The sequence below is a fragment of the Streptomyces flavovariabilis genome, from assembly GCF_000725785.1.
In the GTDB taxonomy this organism is placed as follows: domain Bacteria; phylum Actinomycetota; class Actinomycetes; order Streptomycetales; family Streptomycetaceae; genus Streptomyces; species Streptomyces hawaiiensis.
Genome location: NZ_JNXD01000009.1, coordinates 55,529 through 72,287 on the forward strand (window position 1 = coordinate 55,529; position 16,759 = coordinate 72,287).

Here is a 16,759-nt window from a genome sequence, read left to right on the forward strand (position 1 = left end):
CGTGATCCACCCCGTCCGGAAGGATTTCCATGACTGAGAACCACGACGCGATCGTCACCGACCCGAAGCAGGAGGAGACGAGCGGCGGCTGCCCCGTGGCGCACGGCCGCGCCCTGCACCCGACCCAGGGGGGAGGCAACCGTCAGTGGTGGCCGGAGCGCCTCAACCTGAAGATCCTTGCCAAGAACCCCGAGGTCGCCAACCCGCTCGGTGAGGAGTTCGACTACGCCGAGGCCTTCCAGGCCCTCGACCTCGCGGCCGTGAAACAGGACATCGCCGAGGTGCTGACCACCTCGCAGGACTGGTGGCCCGCCGACTTCGGCAACTACGGCCCCCTGATGGTCCGTATGGCCTGGCACAGCGCGGGCACCTACCGCATCAGCGACGGCCGCGGCGGCGCCGGCCAGGGCCAGCAGCGGTTCGCCCCGCTCAACAGCTGGCCGGACAACGGCAACCTCGACAAGGCCCGCCGCCTGCTGTGGCCCGTGAAGAAGAAGTACGGCCAGAGCATCTCCTGGGCCGACCTCATGATCCTCACCGGCAACGTCGCGCTGGAGCAGATGGGCTTCGAGACCTTCGGCTTCGCCGGCGGCCGCGAGGACGTCTGGGAGCCCGAGGAGGACGTGTACTGGGGCCCCGAGACCACCTGGCTCGACGACAAGCGCTACACGGGCGACCGCGAGCTGGAGAACCCGCTCGGCGCCGTCCAGATGGGCCTCATCTACGTCAACCCCGAGGGCCCCAACGGCAACCCGGACCCGATCGCCGCGGCCCGCGACATCCGTGAGACGTTCCGCCGCATGGCGATGAACGACGAGGAGACCGTCGCCCTGATCGCCGGCGGCCACACGTTCGGCAAGACCCACGGTGCCGGCCCGGCCGACAACGTCGGCGCCGACCCCGAGGCCGCCTCCATGGAGGAGCAGGGCCTGGGCTGGCGCAGCACCTACGGCACGGGCAAGGGCGGCGACGCCATCACCTCGGGCCTCGAGGTCACCTGGACCAGCACGCCCACCCAGTGGAGCAACGGCTTCTTCAAGAACCTCTTCGAGTTCGAGTACGAGCTCGAGCAGAGCCCGGCCGGCGCCAACCAGTGGGTGGCGAAGGACGCCCCGGAGATCGTCCCGGACGCGCACGACTCCTCGAAGAAGCACCGTCCGAAGATGCTCACCACCGACCTGGCGCTGCGCTTCGACCCGATCTACGAGCCCATCTCCCGCCGGTTCTACGAGAACCCGGAGCAGTTCGCGGACGCCTTCGCCCGCGCCTGGTTCAAGCTGACCCACCGTGACATGGGTCCGAAGTCGCTGTACCTCGGCCCGGAGGTCCCGGCGGAGACCCTGGTGTGGCAGGACCCGCTGCCGGAGGCCGAGGGCGAGGCCATCGACGCCGGTGACGTCGAGACCCTGAAGACCAAGCTCCTCGAGTCGGGCCTGTCCGTCTCGCAGCTGGTGTCCACCGCCTGGGCCTCGGCATCCACCTTCCGCGGCAGCGACAAGCGCGGTGGTGCCAACGGCGCCCGTATCCGCCTCGAGCCGCAGCGCGGCTGGGAAGTCAACGAGCCCGACGAGCTGGCGCAGGTCCTTCGGGTCCTCGAGGGCATTCAGCAGGAGTTCAACTCCGGCGCCAAGAAGGTCTCCCTGGCCGACCTGATCGTCCTCGGCGGCACCGCCGCCGTCGAGAAGGCCGCCAAGGAAGCCGGCTTCCAGGTGGAGGTCCCCTTCGCCGCGGGCCGTGTGGACGCGACGGAGGAGCACACCGACGCCGAGTCGTTCGAGGCGCTCGAGCCGACCGCCGACGGGTTCCGCAACTACCACGGCAAGGGCAACCGCCTGCCGGCCGAGTTCCTGCTGCTCGACCGGGCGAACCTGCTCACCCTGAGCGCCCCCGAGATGACCGTCCTGGTCGGCGGCCTGCGGGTGCTGGGCGCCAACTACCAGCAGTCCCAGCTCGGCGCCTTCACCAAGACGCCCGGCTCGCTGACCAACGACTTCTTCGTCAACCTGCTCGACCTGGGCATCACGTGGAAGTCGACGACCGAGGACCAGACCACGTTCGAGGGCCGCGACGCCGCCACCGGCGAGGTCAAGTGGGCCGGCTCCCGCGCCGACCTGGTCTTCGGCTCGAACTCCGAGCTGCGCGCGCTCGCCGAGGTCTACGCGAGCGACGACGCGAAGGAGAAGTTCGTCAACGACTTCGTCGCGGCGTGGGTCAAGGTCATGAACCTGGACCGGTTCGACCTGGTCTGATCACCATCGCATGACCCGACGCCCCGGGCCGGCCGGCCCGGGGCGTCCTGCGTTGCCTGAGGGATCGTCAAAATCCGTTCAAGGTAAGAACATCACTTACCCAACTCTCACCATGAAAGGGCAAGAAACGCGCCTGTGTCCGAAGCCGGGCATACGTTCGGGTCGTGAACACAGACTCCGCTGCCCACAGAGGCGCCGGCCGTGCACCGCACCCCTTCTCCATTGCACGGCCCACCACCGGCGGCACCGTCCGCCGCACCCTTCTGCGCACCGCCCTGACCGGGGCCGCAGCGCTCGGCGCGGGCCTCGGCGCCGCCCGGCCGGCCACCGCCGCCACTCCGGTCCGGGACACACACCCGCGGCCCGGCACCCCCGGCGAAGCCTTGCACGAGTTGGCCGCGGGCAATCGCCGCTGGCGAGCCTTCCGGGAACGCCACCCGCACGAAGACCCCACCCTGCGCCGGACGTTGGCCACCGGCCAGCACCCCTTCGCGGTCGTGCTCGGCTGCATCGACTCGCGCGTGCCCCCGGAGCTCGTCTTCGACCAGGGCCTCGGCGACCTGATGACCGTGCGCACCGCCGGCGAGGTGCTGGACGAGGCCGTCCTCGGCAGCGTCGCCTACGGCGTCCTGGAACTCGGCATACCCCTGGTCGTCGTCCTCGGACACCAGTCGTGCGGCGCGGTCCGTGCCGCCGTCGAGGCGGAGCAGTCCGGAACCACGCTGCCCGCCCACATGCAGTACCTCGTCGATGAGATAGGCCCGGCCATCGACCACGGCAAGGACGGGGACGCCCGGATCGACGCGACCGTGAGCGCCAACGTCCGGCTCGTACGCTCCCGGCTGGCCGCGGAACCCGAACTGGCCGCCAGGATCGGCACCGGCGCGCTGGAGATCGTCGGTGCCCGCTACGAACTGACCACCCAGGCGGTCCACCGCCTGGCCTGACCACCCGCCCGGTCCGCCGCACCCGGCAGCGGACCGGGCCGCCCCCTCACACCTGCAGCGGGTTGTACCGCGCCGCCGCCATGAGGTACCAGGCGGTCGCCCCCGTGTGCCGGTACGGGTAGTAGCCGAAGCCGAATCCGGTGTCCAGCGGACTGCTCGCGGACACCACACCGCAGCGCTCGGGCAGCGGCTTCCCGCCCACGGTCTGGCCGCCGCCCAGCAGATCCTGGGCCTTCTCGGTGGACGCGATCAGACGCCGGGCGCGCGCCTCGTCGCCCCGCGCCCCCCGGTCGCGCAGGGCGAGCGCGAGGTGAGCCGTCCCCTCGAACCACACGCCGTTGCGGTCGGGCCTGGGCTGGCCGGTCGCGATCGGGGCGTCTTCGTTCGCGAGGAGGCTCGCCGAGCTGAAGGTGACACCCTCGTACGACTGCCCCGCGGGCACCGTGCTGTTGACACGGCCGGAGTGGTCCAGGACGGCCAGCTCGGCCGCGGCCCAGTCCAGTGAACGGGAGTGGCGGCGCGAGCCGAGAGCGAGGTGCGTCCAGGTCTGGGTGTCCTCCGGGACCGGGGACGTGTTGACCGTGACACCGTCGTTGGTGCCGGTGTAGAAGAAACCGCCGGACGGCTCCCACATCCGCCGCACGAAGGCCTCGGCCCGCCCACGCCGCTCCAGCCACGCACGGTCGCCGGTGAGCCGGGCGAGCCGGCCGAACAGGCAGATCAGGTCGGTGTTGTGCTCGGTCGAGGTGAACGGCAGCTTCTGATTCGCCCCGTCGACCCCGAACTTGAAGCCGCCCAGAGGCTCGTCGGTCCGGCCGGTCCGCTCGATCCACTCGCCGATCCGCACGGCACCGCCGAGGAAGCGGCGCGCCCCGGTACGCCGGGCGAGGGCGCTCAGCGCGATGCCCGCCCAGGCCATGTCGCCCACGGCCGTGCCCGTGAAGCCGAACTGCGTCCCGACGTTGGCGGTGCCGTCCGCCCGTACGAAACCGTCGGGCTGGAGCGAGCCGTCGTAGAAGGTGTACGGCCCGACGTTGTAGGCCTGCCGGAGCCTGCCGTCGTCGTACGCCGGGTCGTGGCCCTGGGCGTAGAGCAGCGCGTCACCCAGCGCCTTGGCCCTGGTCAGGCCGGCCGAGGTCCGGGCCGCCAGGTGGGCCAGGATCGCGAGGGCGTTGTCGTAGGTGAACGCCGTGCTGAACAGGCCTGCCTGGTCGGTGTAGCTCTGCGTCAGGCGGATGCTGCCGTGGCCGGGGTAGGCGTCCATGGCGGCGGCGAGAAAGGCGTGCCCCCGGGCCGGGGCCGATGCGGGGCGCGCACCCGGGGAGCCCGCCGCCGCGAGGGCCTGCCCCGAACCGGCGGCGGTGAGCCCCGCGGCACTGATGCCGAGTCCGGCACCGATGAGCGAACGCCGGCTGAGCGCCGGGCCTTGTCTGCCAGTCATGGATCTCCCTTGAGAGCGCTCTCACTCAGTGCGCGCTCATTGTGCTGGCGCGGTGCTGCCGGGTCAACGCTCTGTTCTGAAGGGAGAGTTGCCGAAGAAGGCGAACGGGGAGTGGATCACTCGCAGACGATCTCGTCACGCGGCGTGTAATGCGTGCGGTGCGGCTCCCGCTTCACTTCCCGGCCGTCGTTGTAGAAGACCCGCTCCACGGTGACGTCGAACCCTTCGAGCGGTGTCTGCGGCACGCACTCCTTGTCGTCGCTCACCTTCTTCTCCGGCTTCCTCACCTCGGTGCGCGGACCCGTGACCGACTTGATCTCGTCGTACTTGCGGGTGCCGAGGAAGGAGACGGTCACGGAGGTGTCGGTGGACTCGGCCTGGATGTAGATGGCCTTGCCGGAGTCGTTGGTGAACCGCAGATCCAGGCTGCCCCAGGCGACCGTCGCCTCGCGGCCCTCCGGGTAGCGCTCGATGTAGAACGAGTGCGCTCCGTGCTCCACGGGCTTGACCCCGGCGAAGAACAGTGCGTTGTACACGGTAGTCGCCACGGACGAGACCCCGCCGCCGGACGCCTTCGTGAACTTGTCGTCGAGGATGATGATGCCGTCCATGAAGCCGTTGGCCTCGGTGCGCTCACCGACGGTCCGGTTGAAGCTCCAGGTCTCGTCCGGCCTGACGACGGAGCCGTTGATGAGTTCCACCGCCCGGCCTATGTTCTTCGTGCGGTACTCGGCCGGTTCGAAGTGGACGGTGAAGGAGGACATCTTCTCCGTCAGCCCCAGCTCCGCGGCGTTCTCGCGGGTCACCTCCGGCCGGGTCTCGCGCACCTCCACCTCGCCGCTGCGGGCGGCGCCCGGCTTGCCGAGCAGCGCCAGCACGGCCTTGCCCAGTGCCTTGTCGGTGACCGACCGGCCCACCGTGGCGTCCTCGGCCACCACGGCCCTGTCGCCTTCCGGCCGCAGCTTCGCGTTCTCGGCGGTCGTGGTGATGTCGTTCAGCGGACCGGCCACGGAGGGCTCCGCGCGCAGCCCCTTCGCGTCGAGCTCGGGTATCAGTTCGCCGCTGCCGTCCGGCCGCATGGTCAGATGGCCGCTCAGCGCGTCCTGGCCGACCGTGAACCTCTTGCCGGCCGCGGTGAGCGTGACGGGGCCCGACATGGCCGGCTCCGCGAAGGTGCGCACCGCACGTTCCACCTCGCCGGCGGTGACCTTCGGCCGGATCTCGCGGGTGGGCAGGGGAGTGGCCGTACCGGTGTCACCCCGCAGGAAGGAGTCACGCAGGGGCCGGACCGCGGCGTTCACGTCCAGCGCGTACCCCGTCCGCGGTGCCACGGCGTTCACCCGTCCGCCGTCGAAGGCGACGCCGCCGTCCCTGACCTTCTGGTCGAGCCCCTTCGCCAGCTGCCCGAGGGCCGCCCGCGCCTTGCCCTCGTCGAGGCTCACGGCCGGCTCGATGTCGCCGCCCGAGCGGAAGAGCCCGCCGAAGACGCTGATCGGATCGGCGCCGGTGCGCGCCGCCCGGTCGACGGTCTCCCGGACGTCGTAGGAGAGACCCGCGCGCTCCGGGTCGACCCTGCCCGTGCGGTCACCGACCTTCACCAGGAGGTCCCGGGTGCCTGCCGCGCCCAGCTCCCGTTCCAGCTTCCGCACCGCCTCCGCGCGGCTCAGCCCCCCGATCTCCACCCCGCGGACGGTCGTACCGGAGTCGATCTCTCCGCCCGTGAGGAGCAGGCCGGCGAGATACAGACCTGCTACCCCCACGGCCAGCGCGCCGCCGGCCAGGGCGACGGGCGGGAGGGAGGCGATGCGCGGGACGGAGGCTGTTCGGGGGCGCATGGGTCTCCTGAAGATCGATACGAGGGTGCACCCGGTGACGCGACGATGCGCGGGCAAACACATCAAGCTATCCACATATCAGGGGCATACCGGTATGGCCCAGACCACTTATGCCCGAGATCATTCCGGAATCGGCCGGACCGGCCCGGCCACCGGGCACGGCCACAGAGTGGTAACGGCGAACAACGAACCGGTCGTTGGCACGGTCTAGGCCACTATGAAGATCTCTTTCCTTATTCATAACGCCTACGGAATCGGAGGCACGATCACCACCACGTTCAACCTGGCCGGGGCCCTGGCCGAGCGGCACGACGTGGAGATCGTCTCCGCGTTACGTCACCGGGAGCACCCCAACCTCGTCCCGCACCCAGGGGTGCGGCTGCGGGCGCTGGTGGACCTGCGCAAGGAGGCGGACCATCCGCTGCACCAGAGACCGGCGAAGGTGTTCCCGCCCGCCGAGTACCGCCATCACCAGTACAGCGAGCTGACCGACCAGCGCATCGGCGAGTGCCTCGCGGCACTCGACGCCGACGTCGTCATCGGCACCCGCCCGGGCCTCAACGTGCACATCGCCCGCCAGGCCCCGCAGCACGTCCTGCGCGTCGGCCAGGAGCACCTCACGCTCGACAATCACTCGCCACGGCTGCGCACCGCCCTGCGCCGTGCCTACCGCCGCCTCGACGTGATCACCACCGTCACGGAAGCGGACGCCGCCGCCTACCGGCGCAAGATGTGGCTGCCCGGCGTCCATGTGGAGGCCCTCCCGAACAGCGTCCCCGACCCCGCCCTGCCCCCTGCCGACAGCACCGCCAAGGTGGTGATCGCCGCGGGACGCCTGGTTCCGGTCAAGCGCTACGACCTCCTCATCGAGGCGTTCGCCCAGGTCGCCGCCGTGCACCCGGACTGGCAGCTGCGCATCTACGGCAAAGGGGAGGAACAGGCCGGCCTGCGCCGGCTCATCGAGCGGCTCGGCCTGTGGAACAACGTGTTCCTGATGGGGGCCGCCACCCCCATGGAGGCCGAGTGGGCCAAGGGCTCGATCGGCGCGGCCGCGTCCAACTTCGAGCCGTTCGGCATGACCATCGTCGAGGCGATGCGCTGCGGACTGCCCGTCGTCAGCACCGACTGCCCCTACGGCCCCGGCGAGATCATCCAGGACGGAACCGACGGCCGGCTCGTACCGGTCGGGGACCGCGACGCCCTGGCGGCGGCCCTGCTGGGACTCGTCGGCGACGACGAGCGCCGCCGCCGCATGAGCCGGGCCGCCCTGGACAACGCGCGCCGCTTCGCCCCCGGCCCCGTCGTCGCCCAGGCCGAACGCCTCCTGGAGACCGCCGCCGCGGCCAGGAGCACCGGCCGGACAGCCACCCCGCAGGACCACCGCACGCAGAGCGCCCTGACCGGCCGGGGCCACGCTGCCCGCGACGCCGCCCACGCCGCTGCCGCCGGTGTACTGCGTTCGATACGGAAGGGACGCCGATGAGCACGCCTGAGGACAGGATGACCAGCACGCCCGAGGGCGCGACGTCGGGCGAGCCGCGTCAGGGTGCGACGCCGAGTACGCCGGAGAGCATGACCACGAGCCCGCAGCGCGACACCCACCTGCGCGCCGACTGCGCGATCGACACCGACGGCCGGATCACCTTCCGCCTGCCGCCGGCCCCTGGCGCACACCCCCAGCTGCTTTTGCGGCTGCGGCCCAAGAAGGGCCGGCCCGAGACGACCCGCCACGTCCTCGACCTGGAGCTCGGCCGGTCCGACGGCCACCGGCACGCGGTACTGGAACCGCACCCGTGTCTCGACGAGGGCCGCTGGGACGTGTACCTGCTGCCGGAACCCGGTGCCGAACGCCGACGGCTGCGCCCCGGCCTGCGGGATCTGCGCGCCCTCGTCGACGGCCACCTGCGCGACCGCCCCTCGCCGGTCGCGGTCAGGATCCCGTACGCCACGAAGGACGGCTTCCTCGCCCTGAGGGCATGGCGGCGCACGGCCCACGCGGAGGCCCGCACGATCGACGTCACGAACCGCGCCATGACGGTCACGGCCCGCCTGCACGGTGCCGAGCTCCGCGAGGACGCCACCGTGCGTCTGCGCCTGCGGGGCACCGACACCGTACGAAGCCTCCGCCCCCGGACCGACGAGGACGGCAGGGGCTTCTCCTTCACCGTCGGCCCCGGGGACCTGGCGGACGACGGTGGGGGAGCGGCCCGGATCTGGGACGTCCTCGTCCGCCCCACCGCCGAGACGCCACCGATCAGGGTCGGCCGGCTGCTCGACGACGTGGCGGACCGCAAGCACGTGTACGTCTACCCGGCGATCGAGACGGACGGATCCGCTTTCCGCCCTTACTACACCGTCGACAACGACCTCGCGATAGAGGTGACGTAAGACCGATTCGCCGATATGCCCGACATGAAAATCCCTGGAGTTTCGGATGGCCGTTTCGGTGATGCGCCGCGACAGCCATGTGTGGATTTTGTGCAAAGCGGCGGCAAATGGGGTAGGGGCTCGTTCTCAACAGCCGCAGATCGGGCGGGGACTTGCGGCTATAACCAAACTCAAGTACCTAGATGAATCATGAACCTGTTCAACCGCGTTGTGCCGTCCCGCCGGCAGGCACAGCTCCCCCCACAGCGCCCCGCCGGCGCACCGGCATCCTCCACTGCCGTGCTGCCGGACCCCGACCTGGCCAGTCTGTCCGGTGAATGGGTCGTCGACCCCGCGCACAGCAGGATCGGCTTCTCCGTCCGGCATGCCATGGTGACCACCGTGCGCGGTTGTTTCCTGGAGTACGAAAGCCGGCTCTACTTCGACGCGTACGACCCCACACGGTCACGAGCCGACATCACTCTGTTCACCTCCAGCGTCGACACCGGAGTGGAACAACGCGACGCGCACCTGGTCGGCCGTGACTTCCTCGACGCCGCGACGTATCCGCGTATGCGCTTCACCAGCACGGCGGTGGAGCAGACGGGCGCGGACCTGTTCAGCATGTCGGGCGAGCTGACCATCAAAGGCGTCTCCCGTCCCGTCGTACTCGACATGACCTACATCGGAAATGTCACCGACCCCTTCGGCTACGACCGGGTCGGTTTCGACGGCACCACCACCATCAACCGCTCGGACTGGGGCCTGACGTACAACAGCAGGCTGGCCGAGGGCGGCGCGATGGTGAGCGAGAAGGTACGCCTGCAGCTCGACATCGCCGCCATCCGCACGCCCCAGCCGGGCGGCTGACCGCCCCAGGGGATCTCACGACGCGGCGTCGGCCCCGGCCACCAACCGGAACGTGGCCGGGCCGAGCGTGAGCACCCCGTCGTTCGGCGGCGTGCACCGCACACCGCTCCGGCCGCGCAGGGCGCGCTGTGCGCCGGGGCCGATGGTCACGACCCTCCACGCGCAGGGCCGGGCGGGGCGCCTCACGGCGAACACCACCGGCCCGGTGCCGCTGTCCAGCGAGATCGTCGTGATGGTCACCGCCGCGCCGGTGGGCGGGCCGGGCGTAACCACCGTCCCTGGGCCCGGCGCCTCGGCCCGTCACTCCTCCTGCCGCCGCCCGAGCCCGCCGTCCTCCACAGGAGCCCGGCCGTCCGCCGCTTCGCCCGCGGTGAGGTGCTCCAGGACCTCGACCAGCTCCTGGCAGGCGCTCTCCACGGAACGCCGGGTGTGGATCTGCTCGGTGATCACTGCGGACAGGATCAGGGCGGTGAGCGCCATCGCTCCGTTGAAGGCCTGCAGCTTCACCATCACCTCGACCCGGCCGAGCCGTTCGAACGGCCCGACCCGGTCGGTCGCCGCCACCGTGGTCATGACCGAGGCGAACAGAGCGCACAGCAGGCTGCCGGCCAGCTGGAACCGCAGAGCCGCCCAGATCAGCAGGGGGTAGACGAGGAACAGCAGACTGACGGAGCTCTGCGCGGCGAGTGGCACGAGACAGCAGGCGATGACCGCGAGCCCGGCGGCCTCCTTCCAGCGCGACACCGGCAGGGGAAGGCGCACGCGGGACAGCAGGAGCAGCACCGGCGTGACGATGAGCACGCCCATCGCGTCGCCGACCCACCAGGCCAGCCACACCGCCCAGAAGCCCGGCCACTCGATCTTGCCCGTGGCGATCAGGATGCCGGCGCCGGTGGTCGAGCTGATCAGCATGGCGGTGAACGCGCCCAGGAAGACCAGGGCGAGACCGTCCCGCAGCCGCGCGAGATCGGTGCGGAAACCGGCCCGGCGCAGCAGCAGGTACCCCGCGACCGGCGCGGCGGTGTTGCCCGCCAGGACGCCCAGAGCCGAGGGCGTCAGGGAGGTGAGGGACAGGATGACGAAGAAGGCGCCCAGGGCGATCCCGGGCCAGCAGCGCAGCCCGAGGATCAGCAGGCAGGCGACCGAGACGCCGGTGGGCGGCCAGATGGGGGTGACGACCGCTCCCTCGACGACCAGTTCCCGCAACAGCCCCAGCTGTCCCGACGCGTAGTAGCAGGCGGCGACGGTCAGCGTCTGCAGAGCGACGGCGACCGGCGTACGCAGATCCTTGCTACCCACCACAGCAGCCATGAGACACCGAGGCCGCCGCCTCGGCGAGGCGGGGACGGGCGGTGTGCGGCCCTATGGCTGAGCGTCCGGCCCGTCGAGGCCGACCACCAGGACGGCGGCGTCGTCGTCGTGCCCCACGCGCTCGGCACCCTTGATCACGGCGGCCGCGAGCGCGTCCACGTCCATGCCGGCCACCGCCGCGATGCCCGCGAGCCGCGTCACCTGGTCGAGGCCCTCCTCCAGCCGCATCGACGGCCCCTCCACGACACCGTCCGTGAGCAGCACGAACACGCCGCCCGTCGTCAGCTCGTACCGCGTCACCGGATACGGCGTCCCCGGCTGCACCCCGAGGGGCGGCCCGCCCTCGTCGTCGGTGATGCCGGACTTCCCGTCCGCCGTGGCCCAGACGCAGGGCAGATGTCCGGCCCGCGCGCTCTCCAGCACCCCGGCACACGGGTCGAGCCGCATGAACGTGCAGGTGGCGAACAGATCGGAGCCCAGGGACAGCAGCAGTTCGTTGGTCCGGGCCAGCACCTCGCCGGGTTCGCTGGTGACCGAGGCCAGGGCCCGCAGCCCGGCCCGCACCTGCCCCATGAAGGCCGCGGCCTCGATGTTGTGGCCTTGCACGTCACCGATGGCCAGACCGATCCGGCCGTCCCCCAGGGTGAAGGCGTCGTACCAGTCGCCGCCCACGTTGAGGCCCTGGCACGCGGGCGTGTACCGCACGGCCAGATGCAGCCGCCGGGCGGCGGGCAGGTCCCGCGGCAGCATGCCGCGCTGCAGCGCGATCGCCAGTTCGACCCGGGACCGCTGCATCTCGGCCTGCGCACGCGCCTGAGCCGTCAGGGCCCCGAGCCTGGTCAGCAGCTCGTCGCCGTCGTCCGTCGTGCCGGTGCGGGACATGGATCACTCCGGCGAGGAAGGCCACGGTAGGTGACGACCCGAGAAGGCAAATCACCCGATTTACGTCCATAGGATGATACTCAAGCGGCGGCCTTCGCGACGACCTCACGCCTCCTGAAGGGCCCTCACCGCGCCTCCCGCTCCGCCTCGGAACCCGGACGCCGCCCCACCGCCGCCAGCACGAACGTCACGCTGATGAGCAACGCCCAGGCCCCGAACTTCGCCACCCCCACCGGCTCCCAGCCGTGCTCCTGATAGGGGTAGCGCCACGCGCCGACCAAGGTCGCCAGATTCTCCGCCACCCACAGGAAGAACCCGATCAGCACGAACGACAGGGCCAGCGGCATCCGCCGGCGCACCCCTCGCACCGTGAACCGCACCGACGTCCCCAGGGTGACGGCCACCAGCAGCCCGGCCAGCACCCAGCGCACGTCGGGCAGCCAGTGGTGGCTGAAGAAGTTGATGTAGACGGCAGCGGCGACCACGGCCGTCGCCCGCGGCCGATAGCGCACGAGCTCCAGATCGAACAGATGCCAGGCCCGGCAGAGGTAGCTGCCCACAGCCGCGTACAGAAACCCGCCGTACAACGGGACCCCGGCGAACTTCAGCACGGCCGGCTCCGGGTAGCTCCAGGAGCCGAGCGACACCTTCACCAGCTCGAAGGCCAGACCGATGACGTGGCAGACCGCGATGACGGCGATGTCCCGCCCGCTCTCCCAGCCGCGCGCCCAGAACACCAGCGTGAGCAGCACCCCGTAGACGACCAGCAGGTCGTATCGCGCCACGGGCAGTTCGGGCAGTAGCGCGGACACGGCCACACCGGACAGCAGAGCGATGGCGAACGCGCAGGCCCGCGTCTGCATCCAGGCGAATGCGAGCAGCTGGCGAATCGGTGCGGCCAGGGGGCCGTCGATGCTTGCAGGGATCATGGTGCCCTGTAGGACGGCCCCGTGCGCCTAGCGGTTGCAGCGAACCTCCCTGACCGGAGCCCGCCCGCCCGCGCACTCCCGCGCCTGCGCCACGGCCTGCCGCAGCAGCAGGGACAGCAGCTGATCGGCCTCCGGTGCGGCGCACAGCACCCCCAGCGCCTGCTCGAGGTGCCGGCGCCCCGGCCCGCGCCACCACAGCAGATCGGCGATGCGGCCCGCCGGGCCACCCGCGGGCGCGTGGGCGAGCCTCCCGGCCCTTCGCCGGCACGCACGGCCGCGCCGCGCCAGGCGCCGCGACGCGGGACGCACCCGGCATGCCGCGTCCACGACCCTGCCGACGAGCAGCGGCGGGTAGTCACGGCCCGCGGGGTAGGCATCGGCGAGGTCGGCGGCCAGCGGCCGCAAGGCGTGCCGGGCGTCGTCACCGACACTGTCGTTGACCACCCGGGCCAGGCCCGCGAGCACCGGATGGGTCCCGGCCGGGCTGTCGGTGAAGCGGCCGGAGGCCAGCAGGGCGGCGGCCTCCATCAGACAGGCGCCGTCGTCCGGGTGCAGATGGGTGAAACGCCCGGGCATCGGAAGGCCGTCCGGGATCCGGGCAGGGGCCTCCACGGACGCCGGACGGCCAGGAAGAGCGGTCATGGACGGCCTCCGGCTGTGATCACAGAGGGATGACGGAGTGCAGCAAGAGATAGAGCGCTGCTGCCGGGATCCCGGCGCCGGGAAACGTGAGGATCCAGGCGGTGCCGATCGAACGGGCCACCTGCCAGCGTACGTCGGAGAAACGCCGGGTGGCGCCGGCGCCCAGAATGGCCGCTGTGATCGTCTGCGTCGTGGAGATCGGCGCTTTCACCAGGAACGCGGTCGTGTAGAGGACGGCCGCGGCAGCGGTCTCGGCGGCGAACCCGCGCGGCGGATCGAGGTGCACGATGCGCCGCCCCAGGGTGGTGATGATGCGGCGCCCCCCGCTGTACGTACCGGCGGCCATGGCGAGCGCCACGGCGGCGATCACCCACACCGGCACGGAGAAGTCGTCCTGCCAGCCGGCCGTGACGAGCGCCAGCACGATGACCCCCATGGTCTTCTGCGCGTCCTGCAACCCGTGCCCCAGACCCATGGCGGCGGCGGAGACGGTCTGCGCCATACGGAACCGCCGGATGACGCGCCGGGGTGCCGACCGGCGGAACAGCCACAGGATGCCCGTGTGCAGCAGGTACCCGAGCACCACGCCGACCAGCGGGGACAGCAGCATCGGCAGGATGACCTTGTCCAGGATGCCCGACCAGTGCACCGTGGCGGACGCGGCGAGCGCGGCACCGACCAGTCCGCCGATCAGGGCGTGCGAGGAGGAGGTGGGCAGCCCCCGCCACCACGTGAAGACGTTCCACCCGATGGCGCCGATGAGTGCGCACAGGACGAGCAGCAGTCCTGACGTCGCCTCGGGGGCCCCGATGATGCCGCTGCCGACGGTCTGGGCGACCTCGGTTCCGAGGAAGGCGCCGCAGAAGTTCATCACCGCGGCCATGGCCAGCGCCGCCCGCGGTGTCAGGGCCCTGGTGGAGATGGAGGTGGCGATCGCGTTCGCGGCGTCGTGGAAGCCGTTGGTGAAGTCGAACGTCAGACCCACGATGATGATCAGCACCACGAGAGTGAGCTCCATGCCCGATCACCTTTCGACGCCCGGCCGCACGGTTCCATCGTGCGCTCCACAGGCGCAGTGGGCTGTGCGAGTACGCCACGCGGGGCGAGCCGTTCGAAGGAACTCGGGGAGGCGGATGTACCGCTTTACGGTGTCCTGATGCGATCTGTACCTACATGGACGCTGGTGTCTTCGGGATGTGCGCCCATCTTCCTGATCATGGGCTGGCTGGTGGCGGCGTCGCTGCAGGGGCCACCGTACGACCCCGCCGCCCAGACGATCAGCGTCCTGGCGGCCCCTGGAAGCTCGGGGTCCTGGGTGATGACGGCCGCGTTCATCGCGCTGGGGTTCTGCCATCTGATGACGGCCTGGGGCCTGCGCCCGGCGGGGACCGCAGGGCGGATGGCGCTGGCGGCCGGAGGTGTGTCGGCGCTGGCGGTGGCCATGTTCCCGGTGCCGAGCAGCGGCGGCTCCCTGAGTCACGGTTCCGTGGCCGCCGTGGCCTTCGCCCTCCTGGCGGCATGGCCCGTGCTGGCAGCCCGGGCCGGTATCGCCGTGCCGTGGGCCCTGCGCCCCTTGCCCTCCCTCGGGGCGACCGCGGTGATGGCGGCCGGCGCGGCCTGGTTCCTGATCGAGCTGCACCTCCGCGGTGTGGCCGGCGTGGCCGAGCGTGCCGTGACGACCCTCCAGTCGGTCTGGCCCTTCGTGGTCGTCCTCTCCTGCCTGCGCGAATCCCCGCGAGACGGGCCCCCGAGCTGACCGAGCGGTCACAAGCATTGACAGGTACGGACCAAGCCGCAACTCTGAGAGCGCTCTCAGAATTTCTCGAATCGGCCAACCGTCGAACGGAGGCAGAGCGTGTTGCGAACTCTCAGGCGCCGGGCCACGGCTGCGGGGCTGTCCCTCGCCACGATCCTCGCCGGCTCACTGCTGGCGACCGGAACGGGCGCGCCGGCCCACGCCGCCGTCCCGGCGACGATCCCTCTGAAGATCACCAACAACTCGGCCCGTGGTGAGCAGCTGTACATCTACAACCTCGGCACGGAACTCTCGACCGGACGGCAGGGCTGGGCCGACGCGGCAGGCACCTTCCATCCCTGGCCGGCGGGCGGCAACCCACCGACCCCTGCCCCCGACGCCTCGATCCCAGGGCCGGCGGCAGGACAGTCGGCCACGATCCGCATGCCCAAGTTCTCCGGCCGTGTGTACTTCTCCTACGGCCAGAAACTGGTCTTCAAGCTGACCACCGGCGGCCTGGTCCAGCCCGCCGTGCAGAACCCGACCGACCCCAACCGGAACATCTTGTTCAACTGGTCGGAGTACACGCTCAATGACGCCGGCCTGTGGATCAACAGCACACAGGTCGACATGTTCTCCGCTCCCTATGCGGTGGGCGTGCAACGAGCCGACGGCAGCACAGCGAGCACCGGCCGGCTCAGGCCCGGCGGATACAAGGGCTTCTTCGACGCCCTCAGGGGGCAGCCCGGAGGCTGGGCCAACCTGATCCAGACCCGTCCCGACGGCACCGTGCTGCGCGCCCTGTCACCGCTGTACGGCCTGGAGACCGGCGCTCTGCCGGCCACTGTCATGGACGACTACGTCAACCGCGTCTGGCAGAAGTACTCCACCTCGACCCTGACGGTCACCCCGTTCGCCGACCGGCCCGGCACCAAGTACTACGGCCGGGTCTCCGGCGGCGTCATGAACTTCACCAACGGCGCCGGTGCCGTCGTCACCAGCTTCCAGAAGCCGGACGCCTCCTCCGTCTTCGGCTGTCACAGGAAGCTCGACGCCCCGAACGACGAGGTACGCGGCCCTGTCTCGCGCACCCTGTGCGCCGGCTTCAACCGCTCCACGCTGCTGGTCAACCCCAACCAGCCCGATGCCGGCGCCGCCGACTTCTACAAGGACAACGTCACCAATCACTACGCGCGAAAGATCCACGCCCGGATGGCGGACGGAAAGGCGTACGCCTTCGCCTTCGACGACGTCGGCCACCACGAATCACTCGTCCACGACGGCAGCCCGCGCCAGGCCTACCTCACGCTCGATCCCCTCAACTGACACGTCTTCGCCGGCCGCCGGCACCGTGAACTGGTCGCGGTGCCGGCGGCCTTGTCGTATTCGCCCGCCGGACCCGCGCCCAAATCGACCTGAGGACAACGAAGTTGGCTCTTCATCAGTTGTGAAATCAATTACAACTTTGCCAACTCTTGGTGTAGCTCGGCTGTCGATTACGTGAGCCTCATTGGCATCACGCAGTGACTGCAAACCCCGCCGGAGCAAGGG

General features: G+C 70.7%; 15 protein-coding genes. 7 read left to right on the plus strand and 8 right to left on the minus strand.

Annotated features, from left to right (window positions below; all coding sequences use genetic code 11):
* The first annotated feature begins 29 nt into the window (after positions 1-29).
* Both katG and IO24_RS0117245 read left to right on the plus strand, forming a co-directional pair.
* Positions 30-2,249 (plus strand): catalase/peroxidase HPI, encoded by a 2,220-nt coding sequence (katG, locus tag IO24_RS0117240; RefSeq protein WP_031136675.1) that lies wholly within the window; start codon positions 30-32, stop codon positions 2,247-2,249.
* Positions 2,250-2,413: 164 nt separating this feature from the next.
* Positions 2,414-3,196 (plus strand): carbonic anhydrase, encoded by a 783-nt coding sequence (locus IO24_RS0117245; RefSeq protein WP_031136676.1) that lies wholly within the window; start codon positions 2,414-2,416, stop codon positions 3,194-3,196.
* A 46-nt stretch (positions 3,197-3,242) separates the two neighbouring features.
* Here the strand turns inward: IO24_RS0117245 and IO24_RS0117250 are convergent, their stop codons facing one another.
* Both IO24_RS0117250 and IO24_RS0117255 read right to left on the minus strand, forming a co-directional pair.
* Complete coding sequence (locus IO24_RS0117250; RefSeq protein WP_031136677.1) at positions 3,243-4,637, minus strand: hypothetical protein; 1,395 nt, start codon at positions 4,635-4,637, stop codon at positions 3,243-3,245.
* A 116-nt stretch (positions 4,638-4,753) separates the two neighbouring features.
* On the minus strand, positions 4,754-6,472 hold the full coding sequence (locus IO24_RS0117255) for a VanW family protein (RefSeq protein ID WP_031136679.1): 1,719 nt from the start codon (positions 6,470-6,472) through the stop codon (positions 4,754-4,756).
* A gap of 217 nt (positions 6,473-6,689) precedes the next feature.
* On the opposite strand from IO24_RS0117255, the gene IO24_RS0117260 reads away from it, so the two are divergent.
* The 3 genes from IO24_RS0117260 to IO24_RS0117270 all read left to right on the plus strand — a co-directional run bounded on the left by IO24_RS0117260 (position 6,690) and on the right by IO24_RS0117270 (position 9,709).
* Positions 6,690-7,955 carry a glycosyltransferase family 4 protein gene (locus tag IO24_RS0117260; RefSeq protein ID WP_031136681.1) on the plus strand — a complete coding sequence of 422 codons (1,266 nt, stop codon included), beginning with the start codon at positions 6,690-6,692 and terminating at the stop codon, positions 7,953-7,955.
* Between the two features lie 89 nt (positions 7,956-8,044).
* Positions 8,045-8,860 carry a hypothetical protein gene (locus IO24_RS0117265; RefSeq protein WP_031136682.1) on the plus strand — a complete coding sequence of 272 codons (816 nt, stop codon included), beginning with the start codon at positions 8,045-8,047 and terminating at the stop codon, positions 8,858-8,860.
* A gap of 189 nt (positions 8,861-9,049) precedes the next feature.
* Entirely contained in the window at positions 9,050-9,709 is a 660-nt protein-coding gene (locus IO24_RS0117270) for a YceI family protein (protein ID WP_031136685.1), read from the plus strand.
* A 15-nt stretch (positions 9,710-9,724) separates the two neighbouring features.
* On the opposite strand, the gene IO24_RS0117275 is transcribed toward IO24_RS0117270, so the two are convergent.
* The 6 genes from IO24_RS0117275 to IO24_RS0117300 form a co-directional block, all read right to left on the minus strand.
* Positions 9,725-9,949: a hypothetical protein gene (locus IO24_RS0117275; protein ID WP_338055577.1), complete on the minus strand. Its 225-nt coding sequence runs from the start codon at positions 9,947-9,949 to the stop codon at positions 9,725-9,727.
* A gap of 60 nt (positions 9,950-10,009) precedes the next feature.
* Complete coding sequence (locus IO24_RS0117280; RefSeq protein WP_031136688.1) at positions 10,010-11,011, minus strand: MASE1 domain-containing protein; 1,002 nt, start codon at positions 11,009-11,011, stop codon at positions 10,010-10,012.
* A 60-nt stretch (positions 11,012-11,071) separates the two neighbouring features.
* Entirely contained in the window at positions 11,072-11,902 is an 831-nt protein-coding gene (locus IO24_RS0117285) for a PP2C family protein-serine/threonine phosphatase (protein ID WP_031136689.1), read from the minus strand.
* 125 nt (positions 11,903-12,027) lie between these two features.
* Positions 12,028-12,831, minus strand: a complete 804-nt coding sequence (locus IO24_RS0117290) for a DUF817 domain-containing protein (RefSeq protein WP_031136691.1) — start codon at positions 12,829-12,831, stop codon at positions 12,028-12,030.
* 27 nt (positions 12,832-12,858) lie between these two features.
* On the minus strand, positions 12,859-13,473 hold the full coding sequence (locus IO24_RS0117295) for a hypothetical protein (RefSeq protein ID WP_045296369.1): 615 nt from the start codon (positions 13,471-13,473) through the stop codon (positions 12,859-12,861).
* Positions 13,474-13,492: 19 nt separating this feature from the next.
* Entirely contained in the window at positions 13,493-14,491 is a 999-nt protein-coding gene (locus IO24_RS0117300) for an inorganic phosphate transporter (RefSeq protein WP_031136695.1), read from the minus strand.
* A gap of 138 nt (positions 14,492-14,629) precedes the next feature.
* On the opposite strand from IO24_RS0117300, the gene IO24_RS0117305 reads away from it, so the two are divergent.
* Positions 14,630-15,229 (plus strand): DUF998 domain-containing protein, encoded by a 600-nt coding sequence (locus IO24_RS0117305; RefSeq protein ID WP_031136697.1) that lies wholly within the window; start codon positions 14,630-14,632, stop codon positions 15,227-15,229.
* A gap of 99 nt (positions 15,230-15,328) precedes the next feature.
* The gene (locus IO24_RS0117310) at positions 15,329-16,534 is read left to right on the plus strand and encodes a glycoside hydrolase family 64 protein (RefSeq protein WP_031136699.1); all 1,206 of its coding nucleotides are present in this window, start codon (positions 15,329-15,331) and stop codon (positions 16,532-16,534) included.
* The last annotated feature ends 225 nt before the right edge of the window (positions 16,535-16,759 follow it).